Source organism: Sphingomonas sp. LY54 (assembly GCF_035594035.1).
Lineage (GTDB): Bacteria > Pseudomonadota > Alphaproteobacteria > Sphingomonadales > Sphingomonadaceae > Allosphingosinicella.
This window is the reverse complement of record NZ_CP141588.1, coordinates 1602767-1621317: the sequence shown is the minus strand read 5'-3', so window position 1 is coordinate 1621317 and position 18551 is coordinate 1602767. Positions and strand designations below refer to the sequence as shown.

The 18551-nt window shown below is 66.8% G+C and carries 16 protein-coding genes; 12 read left to right on the top strand and 4 right to left on the bottom strand.

Translation table 11 applies throughout. From position 1 onward, the window contains the following. Positions 1 to 37 precede the first annotated feature (37 nt). The gene (locus SH591_RS08170; RefSeq protein ID WP_322831056.1) at positions 38 to 535 is read left to right on the top strand and encodes an RrF2 family transcriptional regulator; all 498 of its coding nucleotides are present in this window, start codon (positions 38 to 40) and stop codon (positions 533 to 535) included. Here SH591_RS08170 and SH591_RS08165 read toward each other — a convergent pair. After that, positions 532 to 1872 (bottom strand): sensor histidine kinase, encoded by a 1341-nt coding sequence (locus SH591_RS08165; RefSeq protein WP_324751291.1) that lies wholly within the window; start codon positions 1870 to 1872, stop codon positions 532 to 534. The genes SH591_RS08170 and SH591_RS08165 overlap by 4 nt on opposite strands. Then, positions 1862 to 3253, bottom strand: coding sequence for a sigma-54-dependent transcriptional regulator (locus tag SH591_RS08160; protein WP_324751290.1), 1392 nt, complete (start codon positions 3251 to 3253; stop codon positions 1862 to 1864). The genes SH591_RS08165 and SH591_RS08160 overlap by 11 nt, the downstream gene beginning before the upstream one ends. Before the next feature lie 443 nt (positions 3254 to 3696). On the opposite strand from SH591_RS08160, the gene SH591_RS08155 reads away from it, so the two are divergent. The 9 genes from SH591_RS08155 (at position 3697) to SH591_RS08115 (ending at position 14979) form a co-directional block, all read left to right on the top strand. Then, a complete protein-coding gene (locus tag SH591_RS08155; protein ID WP_324751289.1) occupies positions 3697 to 5010 on the top strand; it encodes an efflux RND transporter periplasmic adaptor subunit in 1314 nt (437 codons plus the stop codon). Positions 5011 to 5022: 12 nt separating this feature from the next. Beyond that, positions 5023 to 5703 carry an ABC transporter ATP-binding protein gene (locus tag SH591_RS08150; RefSeq protein WP_322831052.1) on the top strand — a complete coding sequence of 227 codons (681 nt, stop codon included), beginning with the start codon at positions 5023 to 5025 and terminating at the stop codon, positions 5701 to 5703. Positions 5704 to 5750: 47 nt separating this feature from the next. Then, a complete protein-coding gene (locus tag SH591_RS08145) occupies positions 5751 to 6278 on the top strand; it encodes a Rid family hydrolase (RefSeq protein WP_324751288.1) in 528 nt (175 codons plus the stop codon). Positions 6279 to 6294: 16 nt separating this feature from the next. After that, entirely contained in the window at positions 6295 to 8799 is a 2505-nt protein-coding gene (locus SH591_RS08140; protein WP_324751287.1) for an ABC transporter permease, read from the top strand. 47 nt (positions 8800 to 8846) lie between these two features. Further along, a complete protein-coding gene (locus SH591_RS08135; RefSeq protein ID WP_324751286.1) occupies positions 8847 to 11345 on the top strand; it encodes an ABC transporter permease in 2499 nt (832 codons plus the stop codon). Between the two features lie 10 nt (positions 11346 to 11355). Beyond that, positions 11356 to 13839: an ABC transporter permease gene (locus SH591_RS08130; protein WP_324751285.1), complete on the top strand. Its 2484-nt coding sequence runs from the start codon at positions 11356 to 11358 to the stop codon at positions 13837 to 13839. 8 nt (positions 13840 to 13847) lie between these two features. Next, positions 13848 to 14078, top strand: a complete 231-nt coding sequence (locus tag SH591_RS08125) for a hypothetical protein (RefSeq protein WP_322831047.1) — start codon at positions 13848 to 13850, stop codon at positions 14076 to 14078. Between the two features lie 146 nt (positions 14079 to 14224). After that, positions 14225 to 14716 carry a hypothetical protein gene (locus SH591_RS08120; protein WP_324751284.1) on the top strand — a complete coding sequence of 164 codons (492 nt, stop codon included), beginning with the start codon at positions 14225 to 14227 and terminating at the stop codon, positions 14714 to 14716. A gap of 71 nt (positions 14717 to 14787) precedes the next feature. Beyond that, entirely contained in the window at positions 14788 to 14979 is a 192-nt protein-coding gene (locus SH591_RS08115; RefSeq protein WP_324751283.1) for a hypothetical protein, read from the top strand. A 1-nt stretch (position 14980) separates the two neighbouring features. On the opposite strand, the gene SH591_RS08110 is transcribed toward SH591_RS08115, so the two are convergent. Next, a complete protein-coding gene (locus SH591_RS08110; protein ID WP_324751282.1) occupies positions 14981 to 15286 on the bottom strand; it encodes a hypothetical protein in 306 nt (101 codons plus the stop codon). A 2-nt stretch (positions 15287 to 15288) separates the two neighbouring features. Continuing rightward, entirely contained in the window at positions 15289 to 15795 is a 507-nt protein-coding gene (locus SH591_RS08105) for a hemerythrin domain-containing protein (RefSeq protein WP_324751281.1), read from the bottom strand. 77 nt (positions 15796 to 15872) lie between these two features. Here SH591_RS08105 and SH591_RS08100 point away from each other — a divergent pair, with 77 nt between their 5' ends. Both SH591_RS08100 and SH591_RS08095 read left to right on the top strand, forming a co-directional pair. Beyond that, positions 15873 to 16373: a CinA family protein gene (locus SH591_RS08100; protein WP_324751280.1), complete on the top strand. Its 501-nt coding sequence runs from the start codon at positions 15873 to 15875 to the stop codon at positions 16371 to 16373. Beyond that, positions 16373 to 18433, top strand: coding sequence for an NAD(+) synthase (locus SH591_RS08095; RefSeq protein ID WP_324751278.1), 2061 nt, complete (start codon positions 16373 to 16375; stop codon positions 18431 to 18433). Before SH591_RS08100 ends, SH591_RS08095 begins: the two co-directional genes overlap by 1 nt. The last annotated feature ends 118 nt before the right edge of the window (positions 18434 to 18551 follow it).

Here is an 18551-nt window from a genome sequence, read left to right as displayed (position 1 = left end):
AGTTGCCAAGCTAACGCATTGGGTTCATTAGCCCGCCATGCTTTCTCAACGAACCCGGTATACAATCCGAGCGTTGCTCCACCTGGCGGACCGCTATGGCCAGGGCCCGGTGCAGTTGAGCGAGATCGCCGAGGCGCAGAAGATCCCGCCCAAATTCCTCACCGTGATGCTGTCGCAGATGAGCCGCGAGGGCATGATCGTCAGCCGGCGCGGGCGCGACGGCGGCTATTGGCTGGCCCGTCCGCCGCAGGACGTCAGCTACGGCGAAATCGTCCGCCTGACGCGCGGCTCGCTGGGTCTGGTGCCCTGCGCGAGCCGGCTGGCCTACGAGCCGTGCGAGAATTGCGTGACCGAGGAGCAGTGCCGGCTTCACCGCGTGATGCTGATGGTGCGCGACGAGACCGCGCGCATCCTCGACGGCCTCAGCCTCGCCGATCCGATCCCGCTGGACGATGGAGCGCTGGAAACGCTGGCGCTCGACGCGCGCGAATCGGGACCGGTGGATCCGGCCAGCGCCGATCCGGCCTCGCTCTAGATCACGATCCTGAACAGCGCGCCGCCCTCCTTGCCGGCCGCGAGATCGATCGAACCGCGGTGCGCCAGCACGAGCTGGCGGGCGAGGCTCAGCCCGACCCCCGTCCCCTTGGCCTTGGTGGTGAAGAAGGGGAGGAAGACGTCGTGGCGCAGGCTCTGTGGCACACCCGCACCATTGTCGCCGACCTCGATCTGGGTGCGGCCGTTGCGAGTCTGGGCGAAGGACAATGCGACGCGGGGCTCGGGCGCATGGGCGCGGGCCGCTTCGGCGCCGTTGCGCAACAGGTTGATGAGCACCTGGCAGAGCAGGTCCGGATCGGCGTCGATCGTCATCGTCTCGGGCTCGACGTCGAGCGACAATGTGACCCCGGCGCCCGCGTCGCTGGCGCGGAACAGGGATTCCAGCTCCTGCGCCCAGGGGAGGACCTCGAACTCGCGACGGCGAACCTCCGGCGTGCGGCTGATCTGCCGGTAGCTCTCGACGAAGTGCATCACGCCGTCGGCGCGGCGCGACAGCGTCTCGATCGCGGCGCGAGCATCGGCGATGTCGGGGTCGTCGCCCTTGTCGGCCGCGCCGATCAGCTGCGCCGCCGTGTGGGCGAGCGAGGTTACCGGCGTCATCGAGTTCATGATCTCGTGGGTAAGGACGCGCACCAGATCGCTCTGCGCCGCGATCTCGACCGCGTTGAGCTCGCCCTGGATCGGCTGCACCGCCACCACCCGCACCTGGCTGCCGAGGCGGTGGACCATGGCGGCGCTGACCATCGCCGTCTGAGGGACGGAATCGGTGGTGAGGGGGACGAGGCGCGGGCGCGACACCGCGGCGTCGGTCAGGCTCTTGGCGAAGGCGGCGCCGTAAATCTCGAAATCCTCGATCCGCACGCCCTTGTGCCGGACCAGCAACCGGCGCGCCGCCTTGTTGGCGAGATCGACCTTGCCGTCGGCGGCGACAGTGAGGAGGGCGGTCGGGGCGTCGTCGAGCACCGCCTCGTAGAAGCGGCTGTCGTCGCTCAATCGGTGGCGCTCGTCGCGCAGGCGGCGGATGCCCTGTTCGAGCGCCTCGCCGAACTCGCTGAAGCCGCTACCCTCGTGGCGGTGGGTGAAGCTCTGCTGGAGGTCGCCGAAACGGACCGCGTCGACGAAGCGGGCGAGCTCGACATTGGTGCGCTGGATGTAGCGCCACAGGCCCATCACCGCGCCGACGCAGAGCAAGGCGGCGAGCAGGCGCGCCGCGGCGAGTCCCGCCGTATTGAGCGTGTAGAGGAAGGCGAATGCCGTCAGCATCAGCAGCCCGACCCGCCACACCAGGCCGATGATGAAGCGGCGTTTAAAGCCCATGCTTGTCCATGCGGCGATAGAGCGAAGCGCGGGTGAGGCCGAGCTCGGCCGCGGCCAGCGAGATGTTGTACGCGTGCTTCTTCAGCGCCGCCTCGACCATGTGGCGCTCCGCACGGTCGAGATTGAGGTCGGTCCCGGCGACGGGCGGCGGCGGCGCGATCGCGCGCGGGACGGCGGTGCGCGACAGAGAGAAATCCTCGAGCGTGAAGGCGCCCTCGCCGGCGAGGATCACGGCGCGCTCGGCGGCGTGGCGCAGCGCGCGCACGTTGCCGGGCCAGTCATAGGCCTCAAGCGCGGTCACGACCTCGGGCGGGATTTCGCGCACCGGCTTGCCGTATTTCTTCGAATAGAGCGCGACATAATGGTCGATCAGCAGGAGGATGTCCTCGCGCCGCTCGCGCAGCGGCGGCAACTCGATCTCGACGGTGTTGAGGCGGAACAGCAGGTCCTGGCGAAAGCGGCTCTCGTCGGCGAGCTGCTCGGGCGGCAGGTTGGTGGCGGCGATCACGCGCACGTCGATCGGCACCGGCTTGTTCGAGCCGACCGGGATCACCTGCCTTTGTTCGAGCGCGGTGAGCAATTTGGGCTGGAGATGGAGCGGCAGATTCCCGACCTCGTCGAGGAACAGGGTTCCTCCGTCGGCCGCCTGGAGCCGGCCGATCCGGTCGCCGCGGGCGTCGGTGAAAGCGCCCTTCACATGGCCGAACAATTCGGACTCGAACAAATTCTCGGTCACGGCGCCGAGATCGACCGAGACGAGGACCTCGTCGGCGCGGCGCGAACGGCGGTGCAGTTCGCGCGCGACCAGTTCCTTGCCGGTCCCGTTCTCGCCGAGGATGAGGACATTGGCCTCGGTCGGCGCGGCACGCTCGATCAGCGAGAAGACGCGGGCGATCAGCGGCGAATTGCCCAGCAATGTCTCGCCGCCGGGCGGAGGCGCGGTGACGGCAGCGGCGCGGCGACGCTCGGTCACCACCTCCTCGCGGCTATTGCGCAGCGCGGCGGCAGTGCGGACCGTCGCCAGTAGCCGCTCGTTCGACCAGGGTTTCGAGACGAAGTCGGTGGCGCCGCGCTTCATCGCCTCGACGGCGATCTGGATGCCGCCATGGGCGGTGATCATCACCACCACCGCATGGGGATCGTGCTTCAGGAATTCGGCGAGCCAATGAAAGCCCTCGGCCGCATTGGTCGCGCCGCGGCCGAAATTGGCGTCGAGCAGGATGACATCCGGCAGGGCCTGGTCCATCGCCGCCATCGCTTCGTCGGGCGCAGTGAAGGTCGCGACCTCGGCGAACAGGTCGCGTAACAGAAGCCGCGCCGACAAAAGAATGTCGGGATCGTCGTCGACGACGATGCAGCGTGAATATTTGCCCCGTCCCACGGCCCGATCCTTAAAGCCTGCCCGTCCGCCAACAAACAATTTCCGTGCCAGTTGCTGTCCGGCGCCGAACACTCTTGTCCGGAAGCGGACACTTGCCGCGCCGTGCCTTTGCGCAGGAATGGCGGATTTCCGGCCACTCCAGGGTTTGGCACGGCCCATGCTCAGTCAGGATCAGCATCAGGACCATTCTCGTGGGGAGACTGAAAATGACCAATATTCAATCGATGATGGGCGCTACCGTCTGGATGATGATCGCGCTGTCGCTCGCTTTCGAGGCGCTGCGTCCGGTCGCGATCGTCTGATCGTTTTTCGGTGTCCGCGAACGAACACGGGTCTGTCCGGAATCGGACACTTGTTCGTTCGCGACGCTTCTTGCCGCCTCGCCTTTGCGCCGCACCGCTCCTGGCACGCCTTTTGCCTAGTGAGCCCGGGAGGTCTCTTGAATGAGTGTGATTAAGATGAAGGCATCCGAGGGGGAGGCGAGGGCGCACAGCGGCGGCGGCATGGACCGTGTCGTCGAGAATAAGGGGCTGTCGCGCGATCTGAAGCTTGCCATTGGCGGCGCGATCGCTCTGGTCGCCGCGGCGAGTTTCTACACGATGGCGCCCGACGCGAGCAGCCAGACGATCGCAGCCGACCGGGTCACCATCTCCACCGTCGAGAAAGGCCGTTTCGACGACTTCCTGCCGCTGCGCGCCCGCGTGACGCCGCTGGTCAGCGTCTATCTCGACGCCGTCGAGGGCGGCCGGGTCGAGCAGGTGCTCGTCGAGGACGGCGCCATGGTCCAGAAGGGCCAGCTTCTCGCCGTCCTGTCCAACTCCGATCTTCAGCTCAACCTGCTCGGCCGCCAGACCGAAGTGTCGCGCGAGGTCAACTCGATGCGCAGCCAGGAGCTCGCGCTCGCCCAGACCCAGATGCAGGACGAGCGGTCGGTGATCGAGGCCGAACTCGCCGCCGAGAAGGCCAAGCGCCAATATGAGGTGCAGCGGCCGCTCGCCGACAAGGGCTTCGTTCCAGCCAAGGTCTTCCGCGACAGCCGCGACGAATATCTGTCGATGCAGAAGCGCGCCGACGTGTTGCGCCGCGCCCGCGCAGTCAACCAGCGGCTGCAGACGAGCCAGCTCGCCCAGTTGCGCGCATCCAACGCCTCCCTCTCCGGCAGCCTCGACATCGCCCGCGCCACGCTCGACGCGCTCAACCTGCGCGCGCCGGTGACCGGGCAGCTCACGGCCTTCTCCATCCAGGTCGGCCAGTCGATGAACCGCGGCGAACGGCTCGGCCAGATCGACAGCGCGGGGCGCAACAAGCTGGTCGCGCAGGTCGACGAATTCTATCTCGGCCGGGTCGAGCCCGGCCAGACCGCCACGGCCGAATGGGGCGGCAAGACCTACAAGATGAAGGTCGCGAAGATCTATCCGCAGGTGCGGAACGGGACCTTCGAAGTCGACTTCCACTTCGTCGGCGGCGAGCCCGCGGACATCCAGCGCGGCCAGACCATCCAGACCAAGCTGACGCTCGGCGATCCGACCGCGGCTCTGCTGCTGCCGAACGGCGCCTTCTACAACGAGACCGGCGGCGCCTGGGTGTTCGTGGTGACGCCGGACGGCGGCGAGGCGATCAAGCGCCAGGTCCGCCTCGGCCGCCGCAACGCCGATTTCATCGAGGTGCTCGAAGGGCTGGAGCCCGGCGAGAAGGTCCTCACCTCCCCCTATACCGGTTTCGCCGACAAGGATCGGCTGGACCTCGAGACCAACTGAAGGAGCTGGGCAATGCTGAGCATGCGAGACTTATCGCGGGTCTACCGCACCGACACCGTCGAGACGACCGCGCTGGACGGCGTCCACCTCGAAATCGAGGACGGCGAGTTCGTCGCGATCATGGGCCCGTCGGGCTGCGGCAAATCGACCCTGCTCAACGTCATCGGCATGCTCGATAGCCCGACCTCGGGCTCCTACGTGTTCAACGGCCAGGAAGTGGCCGGCCTTCCGGAGGCCAAGCTCGCCGACGTGCGCAAGCACAATATCGGCTTCATCTTCCAGAGCTTCAATCTGGTCGACGAGCTGTCGGTGCGCGAAAATGTGGAGCTGGCGCTCCTCTATCACGACGTGCCGGCCTCGGAGCGCAAGCGCCGCACCGACGAAGTGATGGACAAGGTCGGCATCGGCCATCGCGCCAAGCACCGGCCGAGCCAGCTTTCGGGCGGTCAGCAGCAGCGCGTCGCCGTCGCCCGCGCTTTGGTCGGCAATCCCAAGCTGATCCTGGCCGACGAGCCGACCGGCAACCTCGACACCCAGCATGGCGAGGAGGTCATGAAGATGCTCCAGGCGCTGAATGCCGAGGGCTCGACGATCGTCATGGTCACGCACTCGCCGGGTCACGCCGATTATGCGGGCCGCGTCGTCAACATGCTCGACGGCCGCGTCCTCCAGCAGCGCCGCCGCGCCGCGTGACGCGCATGACCGGCCCCGCCATCCTGCGAAACGGGCGTCGCCCTCTCATGGCGCCCGTCCCGGGCGAAGCCGGGGTACACCGCCCCCGGCTTCGCTCGACACGGCTGGCAGTGCCGGTCGCGTTGCTCGCCGCCTTCTTTCCGGGGCCGGTCTTCGCCCAGACGCGGACCGAAGCGACGGTGCTGATGTCCACCCATAAGGAGCAGCGCGCGGACCAGGAGCGCTACGGCTATGCCACCGCGGTCATCGCCGGCGACACGATCTATCTTTCGGGCATAGTCGCCGGGCAGGCGCCGGGCGAGGCGGACCTCGTCCCCGCCTATGACCGCGTGTTCCGCCAGATCGGCGCGGCATTGAAGCGCGCCGGCGCCACGCTCGACGACGTGGTCGACATGACCACCTACCACACCGACATCACCACCCAGATCGAGCCCTTCTCCGAGGTGAAGAAGCGGCATCTCACCGGCCTCCCGCATGCCTGGACGGCGATCGACGTCGATCGCCTCCTGCCCGATGGCGGCCTCACCGAGGTCAAGGTCGTCGCCCACCGGCGCGGCGCCGCCATCGCGAAATAATCGAGGATCATCAGCCATGTGGCGCAACTATCTCACCGTCGGCATCCGGGCCTTGGCCAAGAACAAGACCTATGCCTTCATCAACATCTTCGGCCTGGCGCTCGGGCTTGCCGCCTGCCTGATGATCCTTTTGTTCGTCCGCTACGAGCTGAGCTTCGACAAGCAGCTTCCGGGCGCGGACCAGGCCTTTCAGTTCCAGTCCTATTTCACCGATCCCGATGCGGGCGAGGTGCAGAAGATCCAGATGGCGCCCTATGTGGCGCGCGACCTGCTCAAGAAGGACTTCCCGCAGGTCGAGAACAGCGTGCACGCTCTGTCGTCCGGGCCCATCGTGCTGAAGGGCGGCCAGGCCTATGCCACCGAGGATTTCCGCTTCGTCGACGGCAATCTGCTCGACATCCTCCAGTTCCCGCTTGCGAAGGGCAATCGCGAGACCGCGCTCAACCAGGTCGGGTCCCTGGTCATCACCGAGACCGAGGCGCGCAAATATTTCGGCAATGACGACCCGATGGGCCAGACGCTGACCCTGTCGTCGCGCGGCAAGCAGACCGATTTCCGAGTCACCGGTGTCCTCAACGACCTGCCGAAAAACACGCATTTCCGAGCGACGATGATCGCCCGCTACGATCCGCAGAGCTATTGGGCCGACCAGACCGAGTTCATGACCCAATGGGGCTGGCAGTCCGGTTGGGTCTACGTGAAGCTGCGCCCCGGCGCCGACGCGGACGCGATCAACGCGCAGATGGAAGCGTTCGAGAAGCGCAACATCCCCGACCAGGTGTTCGGCGGCCAGCGCACCAACCAGGGCGACTTCTCCGAGTTCAAGCTCGTCAACATCGCCGACGTCCATCTGGGCGACGCTCAGGAAGCGGCGATGACGCCGGGCAACGACCGTCGCTCGATCATCACCTTCGGCGTGATCGCGGCGCTCATCCTCGCGATGGCCTGCGTCAACTTCACCAACCTCGCCACCGCCCGCGCCAGCCAGCGGGCGCGTGAAGTGGCGCTGCGCAAGGTGCTCGGCGCCAACCGTAAGCAGCTCATGACGCAATTCCTGGGCGAATCCGTGCTCGTCGCGGCCATTGCGATGCTGCTCGCCCTGGCGTTTGTGGAGCTGGTGTTGCCGGCATTCGCCGGTTTCCTCGATGCCGACCTCAAGATGCGCTATTTGGGTGAAGGCGGCCTCATCCTGCCGATCATCGGCCTGGTGTTGCTCGTCGGCGCCGCCGGCGGCATCTATCCGGCTTTCTATCTGTCGCGCTTCCAGCCCGCGACGGTCCTGAAGGCCAACAAGTCGTCGGCCGAGGCGCAGGGCTCGGGCTCGCTCCGCAACATCCTGGTGGTCGCGCAGTTCGCCGTCTCGATCGGCCTCATCATCTGCACCGCCATCGTCTACGGCCAGACCGCTCACGCCCGCACCGCCGATCCCGGCTACAAGCGCGACGGCCTGCTGCAGCTCGAAGGCGTCGGGCGGCGCGAGATGTTCCCGCTCGCCGACACCTTGATCCGCGAGCTGAAGCAGATCGACGGCGTCACGGACGTCGGCCGTACCAATATCGGTATCGCCACCCGCAACAACCAGAATACCGGCGTGCAGATGCCCGGCCGCAGCGAGCCGATCAACATCGGCAATTACGCGATCGACAACGGCTTCTTCGATACGATGGGGATCAAGCTGCTCGCCGGCCGCACGTTCGACGAGAGCCGTCCGATGGACGACGCGACCACGCCGTTCCCCGAGGATCCCGCGGCGGAGCGCGCGCTCGTCGCCCGCGGTCTCAACGTCGTGCTGAACGAGCTTGCCGTGCGCCGGCTCGGGCTGGGCACGCCGCAGCAGGCGGTCGGCAAGACGATCAAGATGATCACCAACCCCGAATATGGCGGCGTCATCAACGCCAACATCATCGGCGTCGTCCAGGACAGCCGGTTCCGCTCGATCCGCGAGACGATCGATCCGATCATCTTCCAGTCGAGCCGCTTCGGCCAGGGCTGGATGCTGGTCCGCTACAATGCCAGCGACCCCGCCCGCGTCCGCCGCGACGTCGAGGCGGTGTGGAAGCGGATCGCGCCGGAAATCCCGTTCGACGCGCAATTCAGCGACGAGATTATCGGCGAGCTTTATGCGGCCGAGGACGCCCGCGCCAAGACCTTCGCCGGCTTCGCTCTGCTCGCCGTCGTGGTCGCGTGCCTGGGCCTGTTCGGCCTCGCCGCCTTCACCGCCGAGCGCCGCACCAAGGAGATCGGCATCCGCAAGGTGCTCGGCGCGCGCAGCCGCGACATCGTGCGCCTGCTCGCCTGGCAATTCTCCAAGCCGGTGATCATCGCCAACATCATCGCCTGGCCGGTCGCCTGGTGGGTGATGCGCGACTGGCTCAACACTTTCGACACGCGGATTGCGCTCGGCCCGACGCCGTTCGTGCTGGCCGGGCTGCTCGCCCTCGCTATCGCGATCGGCACGATCGCCGGCCATGCGATCCGCGTCGCCCGCGCCAACCCGATCCACGCATTGCGATACGAATGAGGACTTGAGCGGCCGTAGCCGGGACCAGACAGGAAGGGGACCGAACGATGTGGCGGAATTATCTGACGGTGGGCGTCCGCGCCCTCGCTAAGAGCCGGACCTACGCCTTCATCAACATCCTCGGGCTCGCCATCGGCATGGCCGCCTGCCTGATGATCCTGCTCTATGTCCGCTACGAGATGAGCTACGACAAGTGGATCCCGGATTCCGACCGGATCTACCAGATCCAGAGCTGGTACAAATCGAGCGAGACGGGCGAGGAAGCCCAGCTCCAGATGACTCCGTACGCCTCCGGCACGGCGATCAAGAAGGATTTCCCCGAGGTCGAGCAGCAAGTCTACGTCTGGAACAACAATCCCGTCTTCACCAAGGACGGGCAGGCTTCGTCGACCGAAGACTTCCTCTTCGTCGACAATGATTTCCTGAGCGTGGTGCCGCTGCCGCTGGTGCGCGGCAGCCGCGACGCGCTCGGCCAGGTCAACACCGCCGTGCTGACCCGCTCCGAGGCGGTGAAGCGCTACGGCACCGACGACGTGGTGGGGAAGACATTGAGCTTCATCACCCGCGGCATAACCCGCGAGTTCCGCATCACCGGCGTGCTCCAGGACCTGCCCAAGAACTCCCACCTCAAGCTGACCGGCCTCGCCCGGCTCGACTTCGCCGGCTACAATTACGACACGCCCGACGTGCTGACCTGCTGGGGCTGCCAGAACGGCCATGTCTATGTGAAATTGCGGCCTGGGGCCGACGCGTCCGCGATCCAGTCCGGCTTCCCGGCGTGGGAGAAGCGCAACATCCCCGACGAGAGTGCGGGCGAGGCGCGGTTCAACGCCGGCGACGACCAGGACTGGCACATCGTCAACGTCAAGGACGTCCATCTCGGCAAGGCCCAGGCGGGCGCGATGGCGCCGGGCAACGACCGCACCACGATCACCACCTTCGCGGTGATCGCCGTCCTGATCCTGGGCATGGCGGTGGTCAACTTCACCAACCTCGCCACGGCCCGTGCCAGCCAGCGCGCCCGCGAGGTGGCGCTGCGCAAGGTGCTCGGCGCGACCCGGCGGCAGCTGATCGTCCAGTTTACCGCGGAATCGGTGATGATCGCGATCGTCTCGATGCTGATCGCGCTGACCCTTGTCGAATTGCTGGTGCCGCCATTCTCGGCCTTCCTCGAGGCCGACATCAACGTGAGCTATTTCGGCGCGGAAGGCATCCTGCTGCCGGTGCTGCTGCTCGTGCTGGTGGTGGGCGTGCTGGGCGGACTCTACCCGGCCTTCTTCCTCTCGCGCTTCCAGCCGGCCTCGGTGCTGAAGGCCAACCAGTCCTCGGCCGAGACTCCTGGAACCGGCCGGTTGCGCAACGCGCTCGTGGTCGCGCAGTTCGCAGTGTCGATCGGGCTCATCATCTGCACCGCCATCGTCTACGGCCAGACCGTCTACGCCCGCACCGTCGATCCCGGCTACAAGCGCGACCATATCCTCCAGGTCGACGAGCTCAGCCGCTATCAGTTGATCGACAAGGGCGAGATGATCGCCGAGCGCACGCGGCGCGTGCCGGGCGTGCAGGCCGTCGGCCGCACCACGATCGGCGTCGCCACCGACAATAACAACAATACCGGCTTCATGGTGCCCGGGCGCACCGACCCGATCACGATCGGCACCTATCAGGTCGACGAGGGCTTCCGCGACGCGATGGGTCTCACGCTCGCCGCCGGCCGCTGGTTCGAGGAAGGGCGGCCGATGGACGACATGACCCTCCCTTATCCGCCGGACGATGGCGCGCAGCGGGCGATGGCACAGCGCGGCGGCAACATCGTGATCAACGAACTCGCGACCCAGCGGCTCGGCTTCAAGAGCCCGCAGGAGGCGGTCGGCAAGACGCTGAAGGCGGCGGTCGTCGACAACGAGATCGGGCTGGTGCCGGTGACGATCATCGGCGTGGTCCGGGATTCACGCTTCCGCTCGGTCAAGCTGCCGCTCGACCCGATCATGTTCTCCAACTGGAACAGCGGCCACACCCACATGATTGTCCGCTACAGCGGCGATCCGCGGCCCGTCCGCAGCGGTGTCGAGCGCGTCTGGAAGGGCATCACCACCGACGTTCCGTTCGACGCCAAGTTCAGCGAAGACATCATGGGCGAGCTCTACGACGCCGAGGAAGCGCGGGCGAAGACCTTCGCCGGCTTTGCGGTACTCGCCGTGATCGTTGCCTGCCTCGGCCTGTTCGGCCTCGCCGCCTTCACCGCCGAGCGCCGCACCAAGGAGATCGGCATCCGCAAGGTTCTCGGCGCGCGCAGCCGCGACATCGTGCGCCTGCTCGCCTGGCAATTTTCCAAGCCGGTGATCATCGCCAACATCATCGCCTGGCCGGTCGCCTGGTGGGTGATGCGCGACTGGCTGAACAGCTTCGACGCCCGTATCGGCCTGTCGCCGACCCCGTTCCTGCTCGCCGGCGGCCTCGCGCTCGTGATTGCGATCGGCACGATCGCCGGCCACGCCTTCCGGGTGGCACGCGCCAATCCGATCCACGCTCTGCGCTACGAATAGGAGGCGGGCGATGTGGAGAAATTACCTGGCCGCCGGATACCGGTCGCTGACGCGGAGCCGGACCTACGCCTTCATCAATCTGTTCGGGCTCGCCACCGGCCTCGCCGCCTGCCTGCTTCTCCTGCTCTACGTCCGCTACGAGATGAGCTACGACCGATGGCTGCCGGACGCCGATCGCGTGTTCCAGGTCCAGACGTTCGGCACCGATCCGAGCACCGGCGAGAAGCTCGACATGCAGGCGGTGACGCGTCCCGTGGCGGCGGCGCTGGCCAAGGATTTTCCGCAGATCGAGACGATCGCGAAGCTGGAGACCGACGACATCGTCGTGCTGCGCGACGGCGGTGCGCTGACCGTCAAGAAAGCCGCCGCGGCCGATCCCGGCTTATTCCGGATCATCCAACTCCCCTTCCTGCATGGCAGCGCGGCCACCGCGCTCGCGGCGACCGACAGCGTCACTTTGAGCCGCGCCGAAGCAATGCGCCTGTTCGGCACGGCGGACGCGCTGGGCCGCACGCTGACGACGACGCGGGGCGGCGAGAAATATGATCTGCGCGTGACCGGCGTGTTCGAGGACCTGCCGAAGAACAGCCACATGGACCTGCGGATGGTCCGCCGCTTCAACTCGGCCGAGGAAGACGATTGCGCCTGGGGCTGTGTCAACGGCTTTGCCTATGCCAGGCTCCGTGCCGGCGCCGACGTCGCGACGGTCAACGGCCAGATGCAGGCCTGGGAAAAGCGCAACGTGCCGCCGCGCGACATCGGCGGATCGGACATCGGGGCGTCGACCGACTGGCGGCTCGTCAACGTCCGCGACATCCATCTCGGTCCGGCCCAGGACGGCGACCGACCCGGCAACGATCGCGCCACCCTCGCCACCTTCACGATCGTGGCCCTGCTCATCCTCGGCATGGCGATCGTCAATTTCGTCAATCTCGCCACCGCGCGCGCCAGCCAGCGCGCCCGCGAAGTGGCGGTCCGCAAGGTGCTTGGCGCGCGGCGGCGCCAGCTGATCGCACAGTTCCTCGGCGAATCGATGGCGCTGGTGGCTGCCGCGATGCTGATCGCACTGGCCTTGCTCGAGCTGGCGCTGCCGGCCTTCTCCCGCTTCCTCGATGCCGATCTCGACATCCATTATCTTGGCCGCGACGGTCTGCTCCTGCCGGTGGCGGCGCTCACGTTGCTGGTCGGGCTCGCCGGCGGTTTCTACCCGGCCTTCCACCTGTCGCGCTTCCAGCCCGCCGCCGTGCTCAAGGCCAATTGCGCCTCGACCGACGCCCAGGGCAGCGGCCGCATCCGCAACCTGCTGGTGGTCGCGCAGTTCGCCGTGTCGATCGGCCTGATCGCGTGCACCGCGGTCGTCTATCACCAGACCATCTTCGCCCGCACGGTCGATCCGGGCTACGAGCGCGAGGGCCTGCTGACGGTCGGCGGGCTGCGTGACCCGCAAGTGCGCCAGGTCCGCGAGACCTTGGCGCGCGAGATCGCGGCCCTGGACGGCGTGACGAGCGTCTCCGCCACCCGGATCATCCCGGCCGAAGGACCGACCTTCTTCACCGTGGCGTCGGTCCCGGGGCGGCCGGAACCGGTCAAGCTCGGCTGGTACAGCGTCGAGCCGGGCTTCTTCGACACGATGCGGATCGGCATGGCCGCGGGCCGCAAGCTCTCGGCGGCTTATGCCAACGACAAGGCTTATGTCGATTATGAGGACGAGGCGGCGGCCGAGGCCGCGGAGCGGGCCATCGCCGCGCGCGGTCTCAACATCGTCGTCAACGAAAGCGCCGTGAAGCTGCTCGGCTTCGATAAGCCGGCCGCCGCCGTCGGGCGGCAGATCGCTATCCCGGTCTTCGGTGAGGAGATAGGTCCCGTCCCGGCCACCATCGTCGGCGTGGCCCGCGACAGCCGCTTCCGCTCGGTCCGCGAGGCGGTCGAGCCCACGATCTTCTACGACGACGGCTATTATCGCTGGCTGGTCGCCCGGTTCGAGGCGACGGACCCCGGCGCGCTGCGCGCGAAGGTCGAGCAGATCTGGCGCCGCCTGCTGCCCGAGGTGCCGTTCGAGGCCTTCTTTGCGGACGACAAGCTCGCCGGCCTCTACGGCGCCGACGTGGCGCGCGGCCAGACGTTCGGCAGCTTCGCCATGCTCGCCATCCTGATCGCCTGCCTCGGCCTCTACGGGCTCGCCGCCTTCACCGCCGAGCGGCGCACGCGGGAGATCGGCATCCGCAAGGTGTTCGGCGCGACCGCGCGCGACATCGTGCAGCTGCTCGCCTGGCAATTCTCCAAGCCGGTCGTGCTGGCGAACCTCGTCGCCTGGCCGGTCGCATGGTGGGTGATGCGCGACTGGCTCAACGGCTTCGACGCCCGCATCGCGCTCACGCCCGGGCCATTCGTCCTCGCCGGCCTGCTCGCTTTGCTGATCGCGCTGGCGACCATCGCCGGCCACGCTCTCCGTGTCGCCCGCACCAATCCCATCCACGCTCTTCGCTACGAATAGGACCATTCATGAGCGCCATCATCTGGGCCGCAGCCGCCCTCGCCATCACCGGTACCGTCGCCTTCGCCTCCCTCCGCGCCTGGCGCGGCTGGCTCGATCTCAAGCGTTTCGAGATCGCGGCGCGGCAGGAGAGCGAGCGCGAGACGCCCGACCTCGCGCCCGGCATCCGCATCGACATGGCCAATTTGAAGGAGCGCCTGCGCAAGCTCGAGGCGATCGCCCAGGGCGTCGACCTCTAAGGTGCGACCAGCGGAGGATCGCGCGCTGCGCGGCCTCCCAGCCTTCGGCTTCCTTGCGCTCGCTTCTGTGGTAGGTTTTCGGCCCACGATTGCACGGCCGGAGACAGGGATTGAACAGGGACAGGGACCTCGGGGTCGGCAGCCGAATGCTGATTGGTGCGATTGCGGGCTTCGCCGGGACGCTCGCCATGACCGCAGCGATGCGGCGCATGCACGAGCAACTGCCACGCGCCGAGCGTTACCCGCTCACGCCCCGAGAGATCATCGATTCAATGGCCGATGCGGTGGATGTGCCCCTGGGCAACGAAGCGGCGAAGGACGTGACGACCGCGGCCCACTTTCTTTACGGCGCCGCATCGGGGGCGGTGCTTGGGGTAGCGAATGCCTCGCTCGGGCCGGTCGCGGGCGGCGCGGCGGGAGTCGGCGTGTGGCTCGGCTCCTATATGGGCTGGATCCCCGCCGTGGGTCTGCTCAAGCCCGCGGACGATCACCCACCGCGGCGGAACCTGCTGATGCTCGCCGCGCACGTCGTCTGGGGCGTGGCCACCGCCAAAGCGATGCGCGAACTGGTAAAAGCGCGCGAGACCATCCTGGAAGCTGGCCCAGATAAGGACATCCCCGTCTCGCGACGTCGTTAGCGGCCCGTTTACCGCCGTCCCAACCTATGCTAGTAAAATTACGGTATTCGCAGGGGGCGGAGGGTGAGGCTATGCATATTTTCTGCCAACTGTTCGGCCACCACAGGTCGCTCAAGAAGGTTCGGCACCATTATCTGGGGTACAAGAGTTCGTGCCGCTGGTGCGGCGTGCCCATGCTGCGGATCGAGCATGGTCAGTGGCGGCCAATGACCAGCGAGGACAATGCCCCGCCGGCCAATTGGCCTTTCTCGGAAACCAGCTGACCTAATCGACGCGCGGGCTGAGGTTGGGCGGATCGCTCGCCGGGAAGCTTTCGTCCGACGCCTCGTCGACTTCGTCCCACGTCCTTGGGGGGTCGCGCATGGTCGAGCGGCCGGCCGGCCGTACGTTGCCGCTATTGCCGACCGGGCCGGGCGGGCGCTCGTGACGCAACGCCGGCGCGGGTCGGCCGCCTTCCTCGCCAGTCCCGCCACGGCTGCGCCACAGACGGGTCGCGACGAAGCCGAGCCCCGCCGCGCAGGCTGCGCCGATGCCGGTGACGAGCGCGGCATTCCTGTTCCATTCGGCCATGGTCAGAGCGCCTCCATCGTCGCGGGCCGTGCGGGCGGAAGCCCCTTGGTTTGCGCGATCTCCATCAATTCCGCCTTGCGCGCGGCCATCTGCTCGCCGAGCGTCTCCAGGTCGACGTCGACATGGCGTGCCTGGGTGAAGATGTTGCCGTGCTGCTTCTCTTCCTCCTTCACATGGTGCTCGATCTGCTCCTGGAGGACCTTCACCTTGGCGTCGTAATAATCGTCGTCGGGTCCGCCGGCCTCGATCTCGTTGATCAGCACCTTAGCGCCGTCATGCTCGACCATGGCCTCGTCGAGGTCGTCGTCGTCGATCTTGCCGCGCAGGGCGGGATAGAAAATCTCCTCCTCGATCATGGCGTGAACCTTGAGCTCGGTGCAGATTTCGCGGGCGATCTTCTCCTTGCGGCCGTCGGCCGACGCTTTCTCGAATTGTTCGAACAGTCCTTCGACGCGGCGGTGATCCTCGGCGAGAAGCTGCAGCGCATCTTGTTTGGTGGGGGTGACCATTTAATGCCTCCTGATTGCGCTGGGGGAACATTCGGAATGACGCGCCGGTTCCGCCGCCGAGCAGCCGAGGATGAAGCGTGAACGACACCGAGACACTTTCCCCCGTCATTCCGAACGAGACCGAGGAGGCGACCCGGCGCCTACTCGAGAAGGCGTGCGAGCGCGGCATCAGCTTCGTCACCGCCGAGAGCTGCACCGGCGGCATGCTGGCATCCTTGCTGACCGACGTGCAGGGTGTCGCGCATGCGTTCGATCGCGGCTTCGTCACCTACACCAACGATGCCAAGGCCGAGATGCTCGGCGTCCCGCTCGACCTCATCGAGCAAAAGGGGGCAGTCTCCCGCGAGGTCGCGATCGCGATGGCCGAGGGCGCGCTGGAGCGCTCGCGCGCGAACATCGCCCTCTCCGTCACCGGCTTCGCCGACAAAGGGGAGGAGCCGGGCCTGGTCCATTTCGGCTGCGCGCGGGCCGGGCGGAAGACGGCGCATCGCGAGGAGCATTTTGGTCCGGGCGGGCGGGGTGCTACGCGGATCAAATGCATGAAGGTGGCGGTCGAGATGATGATGGAGATGCTGTGATGGCGGCGAAGGCACCTTTCGAGGCGATCCACCGCCACGGCTTCGTCCGCGTCGCCGCGGCCACGCCGGCCGCTTCGGCCGGCGATGTGGCCATGAACGTCGAGCAGAGCGTGCTGATGGCCCAGCAGGCCCATGACCGCGGCGTCGACCTCGTCGTCTTTCCGGAGCTCAACGTCTCCTCCTACGCGGTCGACGATTTGTTCCTGCAGGAGGCCTTCCTCGATGCTGTCGAAGAGGGGATCGCCGAAATCTGCCGGCGCACGGCGGACCTGGCGCCGGTGCTGGCGGTCGGCGCCCCGATCCGCCGCAACGGCCGGCTCTACAATTGCGCGCTCGTCCTCTCGCGCGGCCGCATCCTCGGCGTCGTGCCCAAGAGCTTCCTCCCCAATTACCGCGAATATTACGAGAAGCGCTGGTTCGTGTCGGGTATCGGCCTCAACGGCATCGACGTCGCCCTTGCCGGTCAGACCGTGCCGTTCGGCACCGACCTCATCTTCGCTGCCGAGGATCTTGCCGACTTCATCTTCCACGTCGAGATTTGCGAGGATTATTGGGCGCCGCAGCCGCCTTCGACGGTCGGCGCACTGTCCGGCGCACTCATCCTCTGCAACCTCTCCGCATCGAACATCACGATCGGCAAGGCGGACGAGCGCAAATTGCTATGCGCCTCGCAGTCGAACCGCTGCTGCGCGGCTTACGTCTACGCTGCCTCAGGCCCGGGCGAGAGCACGACAGATCTGGCATGGGACGGGCAGGGCTCGATCTACGAGATGGGCGAGCTGCTCGCCGAATCCGGACGTTTCGACTGGGAACCGGAGCTGTGCGTCGCCGACATCGACGCGCAGCGGCTGCGGCTCGAGCGGATGCGGATGCCGACCTTCAACGACAATGCCGTCGCCGCCGGCCACCCCGAAAAGACCGCGCGGCGCATCCACTTCGACCATGGCGTCACGCCCGCCGATATTGGCTTCGAGCGCAAGCTGCGCCGTTTCCCCTATGTCCCCAACCGGCCCGAGCAACTCGACCAGGATTGCTACGAGGCGTTCAACATCCAGGTCCAGGGTCTCGCCAAGCGCTTCACAGCGACCAGCGGCAAGCACCTCGTCATCGGCGTCTCGGGCGGCCTCGATTCAACGCATGCTTTGATCGTCGCCGCCAAGGCCTGCGACCTGCTCGGCCTGCCGCGATCGACCATCCTCGGCTTCACCATGCCGGGCTTCGCCACCGGCGAGGCCACCAAGAGCAATGCCTGGGCGCTGATGAACGCGCTCGGCATCGTGGGTGAGGAGATCGACATCACCCCCGCCGCGCGCCAGATGCTGGCCGACATGGGCCACCCGTTCGCGAAGGGCGAAGCGGTCTACGACATCACGTTCGAGAATGTGCAGGCCGGACTGCGCACCGACTATCTGTTCCGCCTCGCCAACCAGCGCAGCGGCTTCGTGGTCGGCACCGGCGACCTCTCCGAACTCGCGCTCGGCTGGTGCACCTACGGCGTCGGTGACCATATGAGCCATTATGGCGTCAATGCCGGCGTGCCCAAGACGTTGATTCAATATCTGGTGCGCTGGGCGGTCCGCTCCGGCCAGTTCGACGCCGAGACCAACCGCATCCTCACCGCCATCCTGGAGACCAAGATCTCGCCCGAACTGGTGCCCGCCGACGAGGCCGGGGAGATCCAGTCGACCGAGGACAAGATCGGCCCCTACGAGCTGCACGATTTCTTCCTGTTCCATATCCTGCGCTCGGGCCAGCCGCCCTCGAAGGTGGCGTTCCTCGCCTGGCAGGCCTGGCACGACGCTTCGCAGGGGCTGTGGCCGATCGCCTATCCGGATCATCTGAAGCGCGCTTACGATCTACCTACCATCCGGAAATGGCTGGAGGAGTTTCTTTGGCGGTTCTTCAAGACCAGCCAATTCAAGCGCAGCGCCCTGCCCAATTCGCCCAAGGTCTCGATGGGCGGATCCTTGAGCCCGCGCGGCGACTGGCGGGCCCCGTCCGACGGGACGGCGGCGCCGTGGCTGGACGAACTCCGGTCCGCATTCGACGGCAAGGAGTGAATGCTGCACGTGCGAAGAAGATCGCTTTGTCCGAGTTCCCATTAGAACGGTCGCGAATCTAACCCAGATTAGCGCGGTCCGCGGGAACCTGCCCTCCCCCATGACGTTGTCCGAAATG

Bases quoted from the DNA above. Each gene is read 5' to 3' on its own strand.
- SH591_RS08170 (WP_322831056.1), top strand. From the start codon at position 38: ATGCTTTCTCAACGAACCCGGTATACAATCCGAGCGTTGCTCCACCTG.
- SH591_RS08165 (WP_324751291.1), bottom strand. From the start codon at position 1,872: ATGGGCTTTAAACGCCGCTTCATCATCGGCCTGGTGTGGCGGGTCGGG.
- SH591_RS08155 (WP_324751289.1), top strand. From the start codon at position 3,697: ATGAGTGTGATTAAGATGAAGGCATCCGAGGGGGAGGCGAGGGCGCAC.
- SH591_RS08150 (WP_322831052.1), top strand. From the start codon at position 5,023: ATGCTGAGCATGCGAGACTTATCGCGGGTCTACCGCACCGACACCGTC.
- SH591_RS08145 (WP_324751288.1), top strand. From the start codon at position 5,751: ATGGCGCCCGTCCCGGGCGAAGCCGGGGTACACCGCCCCCGGCTTCGC.
- SH591_RS08140 (WP_324751287.1), top strand. From the start codon at position 6,295: ATGTGGCGCAACTATCTCACCGTCGGCATCCGGGCCTTGGCCAAGAAC.
- SH591_RS08135 (WP_324751286.1), top strand. From the start codon at position 8,847: ATGTGGCGGAATTATCTGACGGTGGGCGTCCGCGCCCTCGCTAAGAGC.
- SH591_RS08130 (WP_324751285.1), top strand. From the start codon at position 11,356: ATGTGGAGAAATTACCTGGCCGCCGGATACCGGTCGCTGACGCGGAGC.
- SH591_RS08125 (WP_322831047.1), top strand. From the start codon at position 13,848: ATGAGCGCCATCATCTGGGCCGCAGCCGCCCTCGCCATCACCGGTACC.
- SH591_RS08120 (WP_324751284.1), top strand. From the start codon at position 14,225: ATGCTGATTGGTGCGATTGCGGGCTTCGCCGGGACGCTCGCCATGACC.
- SH591_RS08115 (WP_324751283.1), top strand. From the start codon at position 14,788: ATGCATATTTTCTGCCAACTGTTCGGCCACCACAGGTCGCTCAAGAAG.
- SH591_RS08110 (WP_324751282.1), bottom strand. From the start codon at position 15,286: ATGGCCGAATGGAACAGGAATGCCGCGCTCGTCACCGGCATCGGCGCA.
- SH591_RS08105 (WP_324751281.1), bottom strand. From the start codon at position 15,795: ATGGTCACCCCCACCAAACAAGATGCGCTGCAGCTTCTCGCCGAGGAT.
- SH591_RS08095 (WP_324751278.1), top strand. From the start codon at position 16,373: ATGGCGGCGAAGGCACCTTTCGAGGCGATCCACCGCCACGGCTTCGTC.